Annotated in this window: 12 protein-coding genes; 2 read left to right on the forward strand and 10 right to left on the reverse strand. The window is 67.2% G+C overall.

Annotated features, from left to right (window positions below):
• Positions 1 to 101: 101 nt before the first annotated feature.
• The 9 genes from AC13GF_RS05115 to AC13GF_RS05155 all read right to left on the reverse strand — a co-directional run bounded on the left by AC13GF_RS05115 (position 102) and on the right by AC13GF_RS05155 (position 7,975).
• Positions 102 to 1,748 carry a CsgG/HfaB family protein gene (locus AC13GF_RS05115; protein WP_483003576.1) on the reverse strand — a complete coding sequence of 549 codons (1,647 nt, stop codon included), beginning with the start codon at positions 1,746 to 1,748 and terminating at the stop codon, positions 102 to 104.
• Between the two features lie 16 nt (positions 1,749 to 1,764).
• Entirely contained in the window at positions 1,765 to 2,442 is a 678-nt protein-coding gene (locus AC13GF_RS05120) for a hypothetical protein (protein WP_010484141.1), read from the reverse strand.
• Positions 2,443 to 2,540: 98 nt separating this feature from the next.
• On the reverse strand, positions 2,541 to 3,641 hold the full coding sequence (locus AC13GF_RS05125; RefSeq protein WP_483003578.1) for a hypothetical protein: 1,101 nt from the start codon (positions 3,639 to 3,641) through the stop codon (positions 2,541 to 2,543).
• On the reverse strand, positions 3,632 to 4,828 hold the full coding sequence (locus AC13GF_RS05130; RefSeq protein ID WP_483003579.1) for a hypothetical protein: 1,197 nt from the start codon (positions 4,826 to 4,828) through the stop codon (positions 3,632 to 3,634). Before AC13GF_RS05130 ends, AC13GF_RS05125 begins: the two co-directional genes overlap by 10 nt.
• Before the next feature lie 107 nt (positions 4,829 to 4,935).
• Positions 4,936 to 6,198 carry an RNA polymerase sigma factor gene (locus tag AC13GF_RS05135; RefSeq protein WP_483003580.1) on the reverse strand — a complete coding sequence of 421 codons (1,263 nt, stop codon included), beginning with the start codon at positions 6,196 to 6,198 and terminating at the stop codon, positions 4,936 to 4,938.
• Between the two features lie 45 nt (positions 6,199 to 6,243).
• On the reverse strand, positions 6,244 to 6,600 hold the full coding sequence (locus AC13GF_RS05140; protein ID WP_483003581.1) for a DUF1428 domain-containing protein: 357 nt from the start codon (positions 6,598 to 6,600) through the stop codon (positions 6,244 to 6,246).
• 24 nt (positions 6,601 to 6,624) lie between these two features.
• Positions 6,625 to 7,035, reverse strand: a complete 411-nt coding sequence (locus tag AC13GF_RS05145; RefSeq protein ID WP_021202152.1) for a VOC family protein — start codon at positions 7,033 to 7,035, stop codon at positions 6,625 to 6,627.
• A 36-nt stretch (positions 7,036 to 7,071) separates the two neighbouring features.
• A complete protein-coding gene (locus AC13GF_RS05150) occupies positions 7,072 to 7,494 on the reverse strand; it encodes a VOC family protein (RefSeq protein WP_005407887.1) in 423 nt (140 codons plus the stop codon).
• A 67-nt stretch (positions 7,495 to 7,561) separates the two neighbouring features.
• Complete coding sequence (locus AC13GF_RS05155; RefSeq protein ID WP_483003582.1) at positions 7,562 to 7,975, reverse strand: YciI family protein; 414 nt, start codon at positions 7,973 to 7,975, stop codon at positions 7,562 to 7,564.
• 728 nt (positions 7,976 to 8,703) lie between these two features.
• On the opposite strand from AC13GF_RS05155, the gene AC13GF_RS05160 reads away from it, so the two are divergent.
• On the forward strand, positions 8,704 to 9,111 hold the full coding sequence (locus AC13GF_RS05160; protein WP_483003710.1) for a YciI family protein: 408 nt from the start codon (positions 8,704 to 8,706) through the stop codon (positions 9,109 to 9,111).
• Here AC13GF_RS05160 and AC13GF_RS05165 read toward each other — a convergent pair.
• On the reverse strand, positions 9,089 to 11,170 hold the full coding sequence (locus AC13GF_RS05165) for an NHL repeat-containing protein (protein WP_483003583.1): 2,082 nt from the start codon (positions 11,168 to 11,170) through the stop codon (positions 9,089 to 9,091). The two genes, AC13GF_RS05160 and AC13GF_RS05165, sit on opposite strands and share 23 nt — an antisense overlap.
• Before the next feature lie 165 nt (positions 11,171 to 11,335).
• On the opposite strand from AC13GF_RS05165, the gene AC13GF_RS05170 reads away from it, so the two are divergent.
• Positions 11,336 to 12,856, forward strand: coding sequence for a tetratricopeptide repeat protein (locus AC13GF_RS05170; RefSeq protein ID WP_483003584.1), 1,521 nt, complete (start codon positions 11,336 to 11,338; stop codon positions 12,854 to 12,856).
• Positions 12,857 to 12,863 lie beyond the last annotated feature (7 nt).

Raw genomic sequence — 12,863 nt, forward strand, 5'->3', positions numbered from 1 at the left:
TAGGTGTCGACCTTGGTCGACACGCACGGAAACACGAAGGGGTCAGATCCCTTTCCCGGCGGGAAAGGGATCTGACCCCATCTGTGTGTTGCTTGGGCGTGTTACCAGTTCGGGTCTTCGGCCGGGGCGGCAGCGGGCTTGGGCTTCGGCTTGGCGGCCGGGCGTGCGGCGGCGGCGGGAGCGGCCGAGGCGGTCGCACCTGAGGCGGCGGCAGCCGGCTTGCTGCCCAGCTTCTGGCGCAGTTCGATCTGGCCCGGACGGAAGCCGCCGCGCATCGCGTCGACGCCGTCTTCGATGGTGCCGTACGAGGTCTGTGCGGCCACGCGGTCGATGCGGATGGTGCAGCACGGGTGTTCGCTGCGGCCCAGCGAGCGGCCGGTCTGCGGGTCCTTCAGTTCTTCGCCCAGGCGCACGGCCTGCCAGCGCTGGCCGGCCTGCACGGTGTCACCGCCCTGGCTCAGCACTACCTGGTCACCGTCCACAGAAACCACCGACACCGGAAACAGGGTGGTGACGATGGTGGTACCGATCTGGCCCGAGAGCGACTCCATCATCGCCGCGGCCATGTTGCGGCCGTTGACCACGCGCGGCAGGGTGCTGGGGCCGGTCGAGGCCAGCTGGTGGTCGAAGCTGTCGGACATCACCACCTGGCCGGTGGTGGCGTTGATCAGGCGCAGGGTGATGCGGCCGCCACCGGAGTACGAGGTCACCTGGCGGTCGGACATGCGCAGGTTGCGCACGCTGCGCGGGTATTCGAAGCGCTCGATGGTCGGGATCAGGATCAGGTCGGTCGCCAGCTGCTGGCCCACGCGTGCGGTGTCCTGCAGGCGCACGTTGCCGCTGTTGATGTGGTCGATCTCGGCCTGCAGCTCGTCGCCGAACTCGCGGTCCAGCACGATGAAGCGCTGGGTCTGGGTCAGCGTGTCGGACAGGCGTGCGCGGATCGCGTCGGCCACTTCATCGGCGTCCACGCGGCCGTCGCCCACGGCGTAGCTGCCGGCCTTGGTGCGCGGCAGGGCGACCACGATCTTCGGTTTGCCCTGCTCGTCCGGTGCGCGGTACTGGGCGATCTGCGCGCGCACGCGCACCTTCCAGTAGCTGCGCATGCTGCGATGGGTCACATCGGAATCGTAGGAGCTGGCGCCACGCTTGGCATCGACACTCACCTTCTCGTCGTAGCTTTGCTTGACGCTGGCCGAAGCAGAGCCGCCCTTGGCCGAGGCTTCGCCGGACGCACTGGCCGACGCCGAGCCCTTGAAGCTCCAGCCTTCATCGCTGGCGCGCACGCGGGCGATGGTTTCCTCGTCCAGCTGACGCACTTCATCCTGCGACAGGATTTCATAGCCCAGCACCGCGCCCTGCGAGCCGGCAATCATCTGCTGGGTGAACGCGTCGGCGCGGATATCGCCGACGTGTTCGCCATCCACATCCACATGCAGGCCTGCACGCAGGCTCTGCATCTGGCTGGCCACGCGTACGCCGTTGACCTGCGCCACCGCCGACTGCAATGCCGCCAGCACCGCCAGTTCCGGGGTGCTGCCGATGCCGTCGGCTTCGCGCGCGACCTGGGTGGTGCCGCCGAAATCCGGCGTGCCACGCAGGGGCGCTGCTTCCACTGGCGCATTGCTGGCCAGTGCACTGGTTGCCTTGTCCTTGGCGGGCGCGGCGGCCGGGGTGTCCTGCTTGCCACAGGCTGCAAGCAGCGTGGCAGCCAGGCCCAGGCCGATCAAACGGTAGGTCATACGCATGGAGATTCGCCTCGGATCAGAGCTTGTCGAGCATCGAATCGGCGTTGGACGGCACCTTCACCTTGCTCTTCTTGGCGAAGGTCACGGCCGACTTGGTCGAGCCGTACAGGCCCTGGATGAAGCCCGGCGATTCCTTGGCCACCCATGCACCTGCCGCCAGCTTGCGGCCGACGGTGGCCAGCTGGGTCGCACCCAGGTTCTTCATGCCGGCGGTGAAGTTGCTGGCTTCGCCGCCCAGCTTCTGTGCTTCGGCCGCCGAGGACAGCAGCGAGACCAGGCCTTCGGCGTAGTGCTGCTTGGATTCAGCGTTCAGTTCCGGCTGTGCGGCCTGGCGCTCATTGATCGCCGCCTGCGCAGCTTCGCTGACCGACACCGACTTCTTCATCGCATCGACGCTGACCGAACCCGACGACAGCGCCTGGCGCTCGGCTTCCAGCAGCTGCACCTGCTCGGCCAGACCGAAGGCGCGGGCGAACGAGGTCTGGGCCTGCAGCGAGTGCGACTGCGAGGTAACGAAACGACGCACCAGCGCTTCCTGCGCGGCTTCGTCCGGGGCGGCGGCGCTGGAAGCGCTGCTGCTGGAGGTGCCGGTGGCGGCACCGGCCAGGTCCTTCAGCTTGCCCAGGCCAGCGTGGGCCGGCATCGACAGGGTGGCGGCAGCGATGGCCACGACAAGAGCAGTATTGCGGATCATATGAGTGTCCTTTGGGAGAGACGGCCGCGAAGCGGCACGTGGGAATCGGTAACCCCAGGGCGATGCCGAGCGAGCTCGGCACCCACCGGGGTGGCGGATCAGCGGACCGCCTTGACGTTCAGTTCGTTGATCATCTGCTGGGCAGCCTTTTCAGCCGCCAGCTGCAGCGCGTTGGTACGGGCGACGGTTTCGTTCGGACCGGTACCGGAGAACTGCACCGGGCCCACCGACGACACGGTGCGCGGGAAACGACCGGTCACGTCCAGCACCTTGCCGGTGACCGTGACGAACACGCGGGTGTTGCCGCTGGCCGGATCGCGGTCGCGCATGCCGACGTCGAGGGTGCCGACGGCGATGTACGGGATGTTGGCTGCACGGATGCCGTTGGCGGTATCACGCAGGGTGGCCGGGGCCAGGTCGTTGCCGGTGCTGAAGTCCTTGCGGATGCGCTCGATGCTGAGCAGGCCGCGCGACTCACCTTCCACGTATTCGGCTTCGACCACTTCGTAGCCGGCGGCGCTGAAGGCACCGGTCATCGCGGTGTTCACTTCGGCGGCGTTGGCCACCTTCCAGCTGATGTTGTCGCTGCGCTGGGTGGTGCTGCCACCGCTGGTGACCGACATCGAACCGTTCTGGTTGATGCTGCCGTTGGTGCTCACCGAGTTGCCGCGGAAGCTGTCGCCTTCACGGGTGTTCTCGCTGTAGCTGCTGCTGGCGTCGACACGGCGGTATTCCTTGTCCTGGAACGACTGCACGGTGTCCTGCGAGCGCGCCATGAACAGGAAGGTCAGCAGCGAACGCTGGGCGGCGGTGGCACCGGCCACGGCCGAACCTGCATCCAGCTTGGTCTGCAGCAGGGTGGTGTTGATCTCGGCGCGGACGGTGACGGTGTAGGTCTTGGCCTTCTTGTCTTCGGTGTCCGACAGCTGCACGGCACTGAGCACGTAGCGGTCGATCTCGCCGATGAACTCGTCGCGACGCGCTTCGAACAGGCGCAGCTTGGCCGCACCGGTTTCGGCGATGTACGCCTCCAGTGCATTGACCTTGGCCTTGTTCAGGGCCTGGGCGCGGGTGTCGGCACTCAGGCGCAGACCGTAGCTGGCCGAACCGGTACCGCGCGAACTGGCAGTCTGTGCAGCGACCGGCGAGGCAACCACCAGGGCGATGAGGATGAGCAGGATGGTACGCATCAACGACATGACTTGATCAACTCCTGAAGGGCTTGGGTCTGCTGCTGCAACGGGCGGCCGCCCGGCTTCTGTTCGTCCAGCCAGCCGCGCGAATCGGCGCGCTTGGCGGCAGCGCCGGCGAAGGCGTCGAAGCCGGCCAGCAGGGTTTCGTAGCTGGCCGACCACTGGTCAACCTGCCACTGCGTGACCGGCACCACCTTGGTGGCCCCCTTGCGCAGCGGCTGTTCGAAATAGACCTTGCCGGAGAACGGTTCGGTCACCTTGGCGGTGAAGAACGCGCCGAACAGCATCGTCTTCATCGCCGGGGTTTCTTCGATCACGCCGTTCTTCAACGCATCCACCTGCAGGTTGATGACGTAGTCCGGCTCGGGGATCTTCAGCTGGTAGACCTTGCCGTCGGCAAAGCGCGCCGCCATCGCACCACCGATCGCCTGGCCCGAGGCCGGCGGCAGCAGGCCGACACCGGTATTGGACGACAGCGTCTTGGACAGCTCATGGGCCAGCGTGGCGCGCAGCGGGGCTTCCCACTTCGGGTCGGGCAGCTTGGCGCGGACCGCGTCGGACAGGGTCACGCCACCGACCTGCAGCCGGCGCACCGCCGCGTCGGGCAGCTTGGCCTGGGCGAGGCTGGCCGCGAGTACCTGCGACAGGCTGGTCGCAGCGTTGCCGTACAGCAGATCGGCGACGATCGCGTCGATATCGTCGTTGTCCGGCCGGTAATCCTGCACGTCGATGCGCTGCAGGGTCAGCGGATAGGACGCGATCACCTGGCGTTCGCGGAAGTCGAAGAACAGCGCCTGCAGCGCCACTTCCACCAGCACCTTGTACTGGTTGCCGATCGGTTCGACCGACACCAGCTCGCGGTCCAGTGCCGCGGCCAGCACGGTCGCGCTGGTGGTGCCGTCGAGCATCGCCACCGGCTGGTCGATCAGCTGCAGGTGGGCCGGGGCGCGGCGCTTGAGCGACTGTGCCAGCGCCTGGTTCAACGGGATCAAGCCGCGCTGTTCCAGCACCGCATGCGCATGCGGCGTGGTCGCCTGCACGGCAGCGGCATCAGCGGTATAGGCAAAACCGGCCCAATAGGCCTGCTGTGATTTGTCTGCTGCCTGCACGGCCATCGGCCATACGACCAGGCACAGGGCACAGGCAAGCAGGCGCGCAAAAGCGCGCGATGCGCTCTTCGTCCTTGAATACATCCAACCGCTCCTCGGTCAATACGCATGGAAAGTGGACGCTGACGCGTCCGCTGGGCGCGAAACATAACGGCTCGCGGGCCCGCCGACAAGTGCTGCCTTCGTCGAGGTCACTCCGTGGGGGGCAGACCGGCCCTTTGCCGCAACAGGCCGCGCTCTGCCTGGTTCTGGCTGAGTCTGGCGGCTTCCGCAAAAGCGTGACGTGCATCCAGGTCGCGTCCCAGCGCCTGTAGTAGCTCCCCGCGCACCACCTGCAGCGGCGCGTACTCTCGCAGTCGCGCATCCACCAGCAACGGCTGCAGCTGCGCCCACGCCGCGAAGGCACCGTCGCTGCGCAGTATCGCCACCACGCGGTTCAATGCGACAACTGGCGAGGGCTGCACCTGCAGCAGCTGCGTATAGAGTGCTGCGATGCGCGGCCAGTCGGTATCCTCGGGGCGACGCGCCGCTGCATGGCACGCTGCGATGCGCGCCTGCAGTACATAGGGATCATCAGCACCACCGGCGGCCAGCGCGCCCGCCAGCACCTGCTGCCCGCGTTCAATCTGCAGCCAGTCCCAGCGCGCGCGGTTCTGCTGGTCCAGCAGCACCGGCACGCCCTGCGCATCGGTCCGTGCTGCGGCACGCGAGGCCTGCAGCTCCATCAGCGCCAGCAGGCCCAGCACCGGCGGCACCGGCAGCCGGTGCGCCAGAATGCGCGCGAGCCGCAATGCCTCCTCGCACAGCGCCGGACGCATCCAGTCGTCACCGGCACTGGCCGCGTAACCTTCGTTGAACACCAGGTAGATCGCCTCCAGCACCGAGCCGAGCCGCTCGGGCATCGCGTCTGCGCGAGGGACCTCGTAGGGCACCTGCTTCTGCGCCAGGGTGCGCTTGGCGCGCACGATGCGCTGGGCGATGGTCGGCTCCGGCTGCAGGAACGCACGTGCGATCTCGACGGTGGTCAGGCCACCGAGCAGGCGGAGGGTCAGTGCCACCCGCGCGTCGGCCGGCAGCACCGGATGGCAGGCCACGAACATCAGCCGCAGCAGATCGTCACCCAGGTCATCCTCCAGCGCCTGGCTGTCATCTGGTGCCGGCAGCGCCGCTGGATGCAGTTCCTCGCCCCACTGCGCATGCTGCTGCGCCACCCGCTGGTGCTGTCGCAGCACATCAATGGCACGGTTGCGCGCAGTGGTCATCAGCCAGGCTCCGGGGTTGTCCGGGATGCCCTGCTCCGGCCAGCGCTCCAGCGCGGCCAGCCAGGTGTCCTGGGCCAGCTCCTCGGCACGGCCGACATCGCCCCCGAGCAGCCGCGCCAGGCGCGCGATCAACACCGGCGACTCCATCCGCCAGAGGGTTTCCAGACGCTGCGTCAGTGCGGGATCGAGCATGCGCCGATCACAGCACGCACGCCCGGCCCGCACAAGCGCCGCAGCTCACGCTTCAACAATCGGCTTGAAGCCGCCCCAGAACATGCGCTTGGTATCGAACGGCATGTCCTTCGGGCCCAGCGACGCCAGCCGCGGGTCGGCCATCACCCTGGCGTTGATGCGGTCGCGCGCCGCGCGCGAACGAAACACCACGAAGGCGACGATCACCGTTTCGCCGGGCTTTGCCTTGACCGCACGCGGGAACGAGGTGTGTTGTCCCGGTTCCACATCGTCACCCACGCATTCCATGTACTGCAGCGCGCCATGGTCCTTCCACACCGCACCGGCCTTGCGGGCAAGGCGGCGGTAGGCCGCCACCTTGTCCTGTGGGCACGGCAGCACGTAAGCATCCACGTAAGCCATGAGGGTTCTCCCTTGCGGCGGCCGTCAGCCCGGCTCGCCGTCCATGTGTGCGATTTCCCAGAGATGGCCATCCAGGTCCTGGAAGCCGCGCTGGTACATGAAGCCCAGGTCGCGCGCCGGCTGCGGTTCGCTGGCGCCGGCGGCCAGTGCCTTGTCCACCAACTCGTCAACTGCCTTGCGACTGGGTGCAGAGAGCGCATTGATCACTTCCGTGTGGGTGTGCGCATCGGCAATCGGCTTGTTGGTGAACTGCTGGAAAAAAGGTTGGGTCAGCAGCATCACGTAGATGCTCTCGCTGATGACCATGCCAGCCGCATCGTCATTGGTGTAGGTTGGATTGAAGCTGTATCCCAACGCGGTGAAGAACGCCTTCGACTTCTCCAGGTCCTGCACAGGCAGGTTGACGAAGATCATCTGCGGTTGCGGTGCACTCATCGGTGAAGCTCCTTGTGGATGAAAGAAAGAGAGGAATCAGGGTTGCTTCATGCAGTTGACCATCCACGGCTTGCCGTAGCGGTCGATCAACATGCCCCAGCGGTGCGCCCAGAACGTTTCAGCGATCGGCATCTGCACCTGGCCACCTTCGGCCAGCGCCGCGAACACGCGCTCGGCTTCTTCGATGCTGTCGACGTCGACATTGATGGTGGTCGAACCACCCTCGCCACCGCCGGGACCGTCGGCCGCCATCACGATGGCGCTGCCGATTTCCAGCTGGCTGTGCGCAACGTGGTCCAGGGTTTCCGGTGGCATTTCATTGCAGCCCGGCGAGCCATCGGAGGGCGGCATGTCGCGGTACTTCATTTCCGACGTGACCTGGCCACCGAGTGCCTTGGCGTAGAACGCCATCGCCTCATGGGCCTGGCCGCTGAAGCCGAGGAAGGGAATCAGTTTCATGGCAATACTCCGTTGTGTGGTTCAGGGCAGTAACGCCGGGGCGTGCCCGGCAGGGAGATGAATCGGGTCAACCTTCCAGCTGTGCACGCAGACGCTGTTCCTGCTGCTGTAATTCGGGGGTGAAGGCTTCACCGAAGTCTTCAGCGGAGATCAAGGGACGCAGTTCGAGCGTGCCGCCGCTGCCGAACGGCGCGCGGCTGGCCCACTCAACGGCCTCATCCAGCGACCGCACATCCCACAGCCAGAAGCCGGCGATCTGTTCGCTGGCAGGACCGAACGGACCGGCCTCGACCTTGGGTGTGCCGCCGCCGAAGTGAATGCGGCGGCCACGCTGGGTGGCATGCAGGCCCTCACCGGCCAGCATGATGCCGGCGGCCACGAGTTGTTCGTTGAAGGCGCCCATTTCGGACAATTCCTGTTCGCTGGGCATGCGGCCGGCTTCGGAGTCGGCGTTGGCCTTCACGATCACCATCACTTTCATTGCGGTCTCCCGTGGGGACGCGTGGTGCGTGCCCTTCACTGGGTACAACGAACCAGGGGGCTGGGAATCGACACGTCTTTTGGAAATTTTTTCTTCCGCGGAAAGCGTGCCTTCGGCGGAGGTCGGCGAACGGCGGAGCCCCTCCGTGGTGGGTTGGGTTTGGTCGCTGAAAGCTCGGGTTCATGGGTTTGGCCGGGTGGGGAGGCAGGGCAGGGGACGCTGCAAGTACGTCCATGTAAGCTCGGTCGCCGCATCCATGCGGCTCACGCCCCTGCCCTGCCTCCCCACCCGGCCTTGGACAGTTTCCTGCCTCCGGCACGCACCACGGGAAAATCAAGAGAAAAGGCAGAAGCAAAGGCAACAGCAACCGCGGTTGGCTGGCGGCCTCGGCTTTGCGAGCGGAGCGACCCGCTTTTGCTCTTGTTTGTGATTTTCCGTGGTGGATCAGCTGCAGAGATCTGTCCAAGGCCGGGTGGGTAGGCGGGGCGGGGGTGTCCGCGGCATGGATGCCGCGGCCAAGCCCCCAAGGATGGGTTTACGGCGTCCCCCGACCCGCCTACCCACCCGGCCAACCGCCAGGAACCCAGCTTTCAGCGACCAAACCCAACCCACCACGGAGGGGCTCCGCCGTTCGCCGATCCCCGCCGAAGGCGCCGCCTCCCGCGCTGCAACATGCCCGTGCGCAAACCTGCGCGATCATGGACCCCCGCCCCCGCCAGGACCGTGCCATGCAGCAGTACCTGCTTCTGATCTACATCGAGCCTTCCCTCCTGCAGGCCCTGCCCACCGAAGAATTCAACGCGCTGATGCGCGACTGCCTGGCCCACGCCGACAAGCTGCAGGCCGAGGGCACGCTGCTGGCGGCGCAGAAGCTGCAGCCGGTCGACACCGCGCAGACCCTGCGCGTGCGCGATGGCCACAGCCGTGTACTGGATGGCCCGTTCGCCGAAACCCGCGAACTGCTGGCCGGCTTCAACCTGATCGTGGCTCGCGATCGCGACGAAGCCATGCGCATCGCCCGCGACTTCCCGTGGGCACGCTTCGGCAGCATCGAAGTGCGGCCGCTGGAAGACATGGACGCCGAGCGCGAACGCTGCGGCGCCCCGGCTGCGGCTATGGCAGCAGCCGTACTCTGATCTCGCGCGGGCCGACGCCTTCGTTGCCGCTGTAGTCGCGCACGCTGGCGCGCACGATGTACTCGCCCGCTGGCAGCGCCGCCGGCTGCCAGCGCCCGGTTTCCATCAGGCCATCACGCACGGTGTTGGTGGCCAGGTAACGGAACCGGGTCACTGCACTGCCATGCACGGTGATGCCGCTGTCCGGTGCGTAGGCCACGCGCACCGCTTCCTTCTGCGGCGGCATGCGGTTGAACACGATGTTCCAGCGCGGCTGTTCGTAGCCCTGCAACGCCCGGCCACTGGCATCGAGGATCTGGTAACCCACTTGGTACATGCCCAGGCGACGACGCGGCAGGTTGTTGTCGACCTGGTCCCAGGCCTCGATCACGATCTGCACGCCGCGGCCCTGGCGCGCCACCATCACCACGCCATCGGTGCCGGCGGTCATCGGCTGGTCGTTGTCGTCCAGCAACGCTACATCGGTGATGCGCGGCGCGAAGTGGTCGGCGTAGCCCTGGAAGCCCAGCGCCACCGCGTTGGTCTCGAAGCCGCCGGTACCCACCGCCAGGTGCACGTGCGCCTGGTTGTTGATGCTGCCCAGGCGATCGCCGACGTGGATGCGCATGCCGCGGCGCACGCGCATCCGCTGCAGCTTGCCCTGCTCGTCATACAGCGCCTGCCAGCGCGCATCGTAGGGTTCATCGCGCGGGGTGCGGCCGACCCGCATGTGGATGTACTTGAGGCGGTCCACCGCCAGGCCCTCGGCCTGCTCGCCCAGGTTCCAGGCAGCCACCGGGCTGCTGATCTTGCCCTCGGCAATCGCCAGCACGGTCTGGCCCACATCACCGCGCACGTCGAAGCCGCCATGCAGGTGGTGGCGGCTCTCGCCGGTGAAGTTGCCGCGTACCTCACCCAGCGTACCGACCACTTCATGCCAACCGTCCTGCGGTGCCAGCGGCCAGCGGCCGCCCGTCTTCGGCAACGCGGCATCGGCGGCCGGGCCGACCAGTGCCGGTGCCGGCAGCTCGCCCACCGGCAGCGGCCGCAGGCGATGCAGACGGTAGCTGGCGGCGTCGGCCACCAGCACGCTGCCATCGGCATCCATCGCCAATCCGCTGGGGCGGGCCAGGCGCGGCAGGCGACCATTGCCGACCAGCGCGATCTGGTGGCCCTGCGGCGTCACCTGCACGATGCGGCCATCAAGATCGCCCACGTACAGCACGCCGTCGTGGGTGGTGGCCAGCGACAGCGGCCCATTGATCACGCCACCGGCGGCGACCACGGTGCTGACCGTACCGTCGGCGCCTACGCGGCGTACCGCGTTGTTGAACAGATCGGCCACCAGCAGCGCGCCCTGCGCATCGAAGGCCAGGGCCACAGGCGTATCGAAGCGCGCAGCGGCGCCCGTGCCATCGGCCAGGCCCGGCCGATCGCCACCGGCCAGGGTGCGTACGTTGCCATCGGTACCGATCACCCGGATGCGGTCATTGAAGGTATCGGCCACGTAGACCTGGCCCTGCGCATCCACTGCGATGCCCATCGGCGCATCGAAGCGTGCCTGCGCGGCAGGGCCATCGGCGTAGCCTTGTTCGCCACCGGCCAGCGTGGTCACCTGGCCATCGGTGCCGATGCGGCGGATGGCATGGTTGCCGGTGTCGGCCACATACAGGTTGCCCTGCGCGTCGGCGGCAATGCCCGAGGGCGTGTTGAAACTGGCCTGCAGTGCCGGGCCATCAACGCGCCCCTCGCCCTGCCCGGCCACCGTTTCAACGCGGCCATCGGGCAAGCGGCGGCGGATCCGGTTGTTGTCACCGGCATCGGTGAAATAGACGCTGCCATCGGCGCCGCGCAGCAGCGCGTACGGATCGGCGAAACGTGCCTGCGCGGACGCGCCATCGCGGTCACCCGGCTGGCCATCGCCGGCCAGCGGTTCGATCTGCGCGGTCCACGCCAACGGCGTTGGAACCGGACCCGCCGGTTCAGCCAGCGTATGCAGCGGTGTCTCCCACCAGGTCGCAGCCAATGCCACTACCGTCGCCAACGCTACGCCTGCCGCCATCCATTGCCACCGTGCCATCGTGCTGCGCTGCCTGCCTGCTGTCTGAAGAGGCACCGACAATAGACGCTGAACGCACGATCCGCCATGGCCAATCGTGCGGTCAAACGCCAGAGTTCCATCCATCGCGCTTGTTCTCGCTGGCTCCAGCAGGTTCAATGCGGTTCCCACGGATGGAGATCCTCCATGCCCCGCATCCTCCCCCTCGCCGCCCTGCTGATTGCCGCATTGGCCAGTTCATCCGCCACCGCTTCGATCACGGTGGCGCCACAGAAGCCGTCCGTCACCGCCGATGCGATGCACCAGGCCTATGCCACGCGATGGGATGAAGCCATCCAGCAGTCGCGCAGTGGCAACACGCTGGGCGCGCTGATCGCGATGGAACGGCTGATGGAAGATCCGATGCTGGATGACTTCGATGCCGAACATCGCGGCCGCGCCGCGCAGGTGGCCGGCTGGACCGCGATGGTGCAGAAGAAGCCGGACCAGGCCCGCCGCTACCTGCAGCGCGCACAGGAAGCACTGCCGGACGATGCGCAGATCCTACTGACCCTGGTCTCGGTGGAACTGTCCGAGAACCAACCAGCACCTGCCACGAAGCACCTGGTGCAGGCGCTGAAGCATGCCGACGCGCCGTTGCCGGTGGACCGCCACGCGATCAACTACCTGCAGTTCCGCCTGCGTGACCAGCCGCAGCAGCGCATGGAACTGCTGCAGGCGCTGTTCGACAACGGCTGGAAGAGCGGCGGCCTGGAACCCACCGGACTGTGGCTGGCACTGGCCACGCTGCAGGCCGACAACGGCCGTGGCGACGACATTCCCGCCACGCTGGCGCGCATCACCGGCCCCGCCGAGATCATCCGCCTGCGCAGTGACAAGCGGTTTGATCGCTATGTCGACCGCGCCGATGCCCGCTTCGATCCGGTGCAGGCTGCACAGAAGCACCTCGACGAACTGCGGGTTTCCGGCCTGCTCGACCGGGCGCTGGACGCGCGCATGGCCGAGTTCAGCAGCACGCTGCTGATGCTGGACCGCAACGAGGAAGTGCTGGCACTGACCGATGGCATGGCCGATGCGGCGGCCGAAGGTGAGTCGCCTTCGGCGGCGGAAGCCGAATGGGTGGCGTGGCTGCTCAACAGCCGGCTTACGGCGCTGCGCCGGTTGGGCCGTACCGATGATGCGCTGGCCGCAGCCAAGCTGGCCGCACGCATCGGCGCACTGGGCCCGGATGGTGCCGAGCACCAGTTCAACGTCGGCTTCGTGTTCAGTTCGCTGGGCCGCATGCAGGATGCCGCCACCGCGGTGAATGACATGCCGGGCCTGGCCGGTTACGGCAAGGCGGCCCAGGCACTGCTGCAGTTCGTTGCCGCCCGTGAACGTGGTGATGCCAAGGCCGAACAGGCCGCGCGTGCAGCGATCCTGGCCCAGGGCGATGACGCGCGCCTGTTCCAGCGTGAGATGCTGCTGGACGAGGGCAATCTCGATGGCGCCGCAGCCGTGCTGATCGAACAGCTGCGCTCACCCGTCGAGCGCGGCGAGACACTGGCCTCCCTGCAGGACATGCGCACCTATCCGTCGCTGCCCGGTGACGTGAAGATCGATGCAGCCTGGCGTGCGCTGAAGCAGCGCGCCGACGTGCAGGCCGAGGTTGCCCGCCTGGGCCGCATCGAACGCTACGAACTGGTCAGCACCTCCACCTCGCGCTGAGCGGATG

The sequence above is a fragment of the Stenotrophomonas sp. 22LJNL06-5-1 genome (assembly GCF_056861455.1).

Coding starts and splice junctions, on each gene's coding strand:
- AC13GF_RS05170 (WP_483003584.1), top strand. CDS start 11,336: ATGCCCCGCATCCTCCCCCTCGCCGCCCTGCTGATTGCCGCATTGGCC.
- AC13GF_RS05165 (WP_483003583.1), bottom strand. CDS start 11,170: ATGGCACGGTGGCAATGGATGGCGGCAGGCGTAGCGTTGGCGACGGTA.
- AC13GF_RS05155 (WP_483003582.1), bottom strand. CDS start 7,975: ATGAAAGTGATGGTGATCGTGAAGGCCAACGCCGACTCCGAAGCCGGC.
- AC13GF_RS05130 (WP_483003579.1), bottom strand. CDS start 4,828: ATGTATTCAAGGACGAAGAGCGCATCGCGCGCTTTTGCGCGCCTGCTT.
- AC13GF_RS05145 (WP_021202152.1), bottom strand. CDS start 7,035: ATGAGTGCACCGCAACCGCAGATGATCTTCGTCAACCTGCCTGTGCAG.
- AC13GF_RS05115 (WP_483003576.1), bottom strand. CDS start 1,748: ATGCGTATGACCTACCGTTTGATCGGCCTGGGCCTGGCTGCCACGCTG.
- AC13GF_RS05135 (WP_483003580.1), bottom strand. CDS start 6,198: ATGCTCGATCCCGCACTGACGCAGCGTCTGGAAACCCTCTGGCGGATG.
- AC13GF_RS05140 (WP_483003581.1), bottom strand. CDS start 6,600: ATGGCTTACGTGGATGCTTACGTGCTGCCGTGCCCACAGGACAAGGTG.
- AC13GF_RS05120 (WP_010484141.1), bottom strand. CDS start 2,442: ATGATCCGCAATACTGCTCTTGTCGTGGCCATCGCTGCCGCCACCCTG.
- AC13GF_RS05150 (WP_005407887.1), bottom strand. CDS start 7,494: ATGAAACTGATTCCCTTCCTCGGCTTCAGCGGCCAGGCCCATGAGGCG.
- AC13GF_RS05160 (WP_483003710.1), top strand. CDS start 8,704: ATGCAGCAGTACCTGCTTCTGATCTACATCGAGCCTTCCCTCCTGCAG.
- AC13GF_RS05125 (WP_483003578.1), bottom strand. CDS start 3,641: ATGTCGTTGATGCGTACCATCCTGCTCATCCTCATCGCCCTGGTGGTT.